Source organism: Micromonospora sp. NPDC049799, from assembly GCF_040656655.1.
Lineage (GTDB): Bacteria > Actinomycetota > Actinomycetes > Mycobacteriales > Micromonosporaceae > Micromonospora.
On sequence record NZ_JBFAMU010000539.1, the window covers coordinates 1 to 3,231 of the forward strand.

Consider the following 3,231-nt stretch of genomic DNA (forward strand, 5'->3'; position numbering starts at 1 on the left):
TTACCGCGTCACCGCCGGCCAGACCGTCCGGATGCCGTTGGACAAGCCGCGTGACGAGTGGCACTGGGTGGTCCGGGTGGGCTACCTGAGCTCCGTCCCGGCTGCCCGCCACCAAGGCCGGCGGCAAGATCGACGCGGCCGGCTGTCCACTCTGGCTCTTCGTGGTCGCCGACCTGACCTACCAGCGGCTGCACTACGGCCTGCGCTCCTACCGGCTGGTGCTGCTGGAGGGCGGGCATGTGGCGCAGAACCTCTCGCTGGTCTCCACCGGCCTGGGGCTGTCCAGCGTCGGGCTCTGCGGCTTCTACGACGACGCGCTGCACGCCGCCCTCGGCCTGGACGGGGTCAACTCCGCCGTCCTCTACACGTACCTGGTCGGCCGGGTGTCCGGCCCCGCCACGCCGGACTGAGCCGACCGGCCCGCGCCCACCGCGACGTCGACGGTTCGTCACCGCGTCGGCACCCGGTGACATGATGGTGCGCATGCAGGTTGGCATCCTCGGACCGCTCACGGTGGCCGTCGACGGGCGGCAGGTCGAGATCGGCGGCGCCCGGTTGCGCCGGCTGTTGATCCTCCTCGCCCTCGAGGTCGGCCGCACGGTCACCGTCGAGGCGCTGACCGACGCGCTCTGGACGGACACCCCACCGACCGACCCGACGAACGCCGTCCAGTCGCTGGTGTCCCGGCTGCGCCGGGCCCTGCCGATCGCCTCCGCCCTGCACTCGTCGCACGGCGGGTACCGCCTGGAGCTGCCCCGGGAGGCGGTGGACGCGTACCGGTTCGAGCGGCTGGCCCGCGAGGGTCAGCGGGCGCTGCGCGCGGGTGACCCGGCCACCGCGACCACCTGCCTCGCCACGGCGCTGTCGCTGTGGCGCGGCCCCGCTCTCGCCGACGCCACCGACACGCGGTACGCCGCAGCGGCCGCCGCCCGACTGGAGGAGCTGCGGCTGTCCGCGCTGGAAGACCGGGCGGAGGCCGACCTGATCTCCGGCCGCGCGGACCAGCTCGTCGCCGAGCTGGAGGAGCTGACCGCCCGACACCCGCTGCGAGAGCGTCCCCGGGCGCTGCTGATGAACGCCCTCTACGCCACCGGTCGGCAGGCCGAGGCGTTGCGCTCCTACGAGGACTTCCGCACCCGGCTCGCCGAGGAGCTCGGTGTCGACCCGTCCCCCCGGGTACGCGACCTGCACGTGGCCATGCTCCGCCGCGACCCCGCGCTGACCCCGGCCACCGTCCCGCTCACCCCGGCCGGGGCGCCGGAGGCCGTCCCGGTGCCGGTTGGTCCGGTGCCGGCCGGGGCCGCCACCCCGGACTCTCCCGGTGCGTCCACCCGGCCCGGCAACCTGCGGGCACCGCTGACCACCTTCGTCGGCCGGGCTGCCGAGCTGCGGCGCCTCGCCGGCCAGCTCCGCGAGGGTCGGCTGGTGACCCTGGTCGGGCCGGGCGGCGCCGGCAAGACCCGGCTGGCCACCACCCTCGCCGGCTCGCTCGCCGACGACCATCCCGGCGGCGTCTGGCTGGTGGAGCTGGCGGCCGTGATCGACCCGGACGACGTACCGCAGGTGGTGGTGCGGGCGCTCGGCCTGCGCGAGGCCGGCCTACTGGACGGTCCGGCCCCCCGGGACCTGCTCGATCAGCTGGTCGAGGCGTTCTCGTTCGCGCCGGCGCTGCTGGTGCTGGACAACTGCGAGCACCTGGTGGAGGCCGCCGCCCGGCTGGTCGACGAGCTGCTGGGCCGCTGCCCCGAGCTGCGGGTGGTGGCCACCAGTCGGGAACCGCTGGGCATCGTCGGCGAGGCGCTGTGCCCGGTGCCGCCGCTCGCCCTGCCCGCCCCGGCGGCCACCGTCGCCGAGGCCGTCGAGTCCTCGTCGGTGCAGCTGTTCGTCAACCGGGCGGCCGCGGTCTGGCCCGGCTTCGCCGTCACCGACGCCAACGTCGCCGCGGTGGTCGAGGTCTGCCGGCGGCTGGACGGCCTGCCGCTCGCCATCGAGCTGGCCGCCGCCCGGACCCGGACGTTGCCGGTGGAGGAGCTGGCCGCCCGGCTCTCCGACCGGTTCCGGCTGCTCTCCGGCGGCAGCCGGACGGCCATGCCCCGACACCGCACGCTGCGCGCCGTGGTGACCTGGAGCTGGGACCTCCTGGAGTCCGACGAGCGCCGGCTGGCGCAGCGCCTGGCGGTCTTCCCCGGTGCGGTCACCCCGGACAGCGCGGCCCGCCTGTGCGAGCTGTCCCCGGCGATCGGACCCGCCGCGCTGGACCTGCTCGCCGCGCTGGTCGACAAGTCGCTGCTGCAACGGCTGGACGGCCCCCTGCCGCGCTACCGGATGCTGGAGACCATCCGGGAGTACGGCCTGGAGCGGTTGGCCGAGGAGGACGAGGTGGGCGCCGCCCGGCGGGCGCACGCCGAGTACTTCCTCGAGCTGTCCGAGCGGGCCGAGCCCCGGCTGCGCGGGCCCGAGCAGGTCGCCTGGCTGCCCCGGCTGACCGCGGAGCGGGAGAACCTGCTCGCCGCGTTCCACTTCGCGTGCGACACCGGCGACGCGGCGGTCGCGGTCCGGCTGGCAGCCGCCGTCAGTCCGCTCTGGACGGTGCAGGGCAATCACGCCGAGGCGGCCGCCTGGCTGCGGGCGGTGCTCGAGCTGCCCGGTGAGGCGCCACCGGCGGCGCGCCGGGCGGCAACCGCCGCCTACCTGTTCAACACGGTGCTCTCCGGCGGCCGGGTCGGCGAGGACCTCCCGATCGAGGCGCTGTTGGCCCGCCTCCCCGACCGCGACGGGCCGGACGACCACCCGGTCGCCGCCCTGCTCGACCCGGCGCTGGCCTTCCTCCGGGAGGACGCCGCCGCCGGCCTGGCGGCCATCGCCCGGCTGCGCGACCACCCCGATTCGTGGGCGCGCGGCACGCTCCTGCTGATGGCCGCCCTGCTGCACGGCCAGGACGGCGACACCGATGCCATGCGGGCCGACCTGGCACACGCGGCGACCGCGTTCCGCGAGACCGGGGACCGGTGGGGTCTGGCCATGGCGCTCACCTTCGAGGCGCACGCCCACCTCGTGCTCGGTGACTTCCCGGTGGCGATGGCCTCCGCCGACGAGGCGGCGGCGCTGCTGCACACGCTGGACCCGACGGCCGACGCCGCGTTGCAGCGGGTGCTGCTCGCCGTGGCCCTGATCTGGCACGGCGACCTGTCCCGGGCCCGGGCCGAACTGCGCGCACTGGTCGCCCCGGCC

The 3,231-nt window shown here is 76.1% G+C and carries 2 protein-coding genes; both read left to right on the forward strand.

Annotation, left to right across the window (positions count from 1 at the left end):
- The first annotated feature begins 128 nt into the window (after nt 1-128).
- Entirely contained in the window at nt 129-410 is a 282-nt protein-coding gene (locus AB0I76_RS25935) for a nitroreductase family protein (RefSeq protein WP_357040547.1), read from the forward strand.
- A 73-nt stretch (nt 411-483) separates the two neighbouring features.
- Nucleotides 484-3,231 (forward strand): BTAD domain-containing putative transcriptional regulator (locus AB0I76_RS25940; protein WP_357040544.1); only part of this gene is annotated, 2,748 nt, incomplete at its 3' end.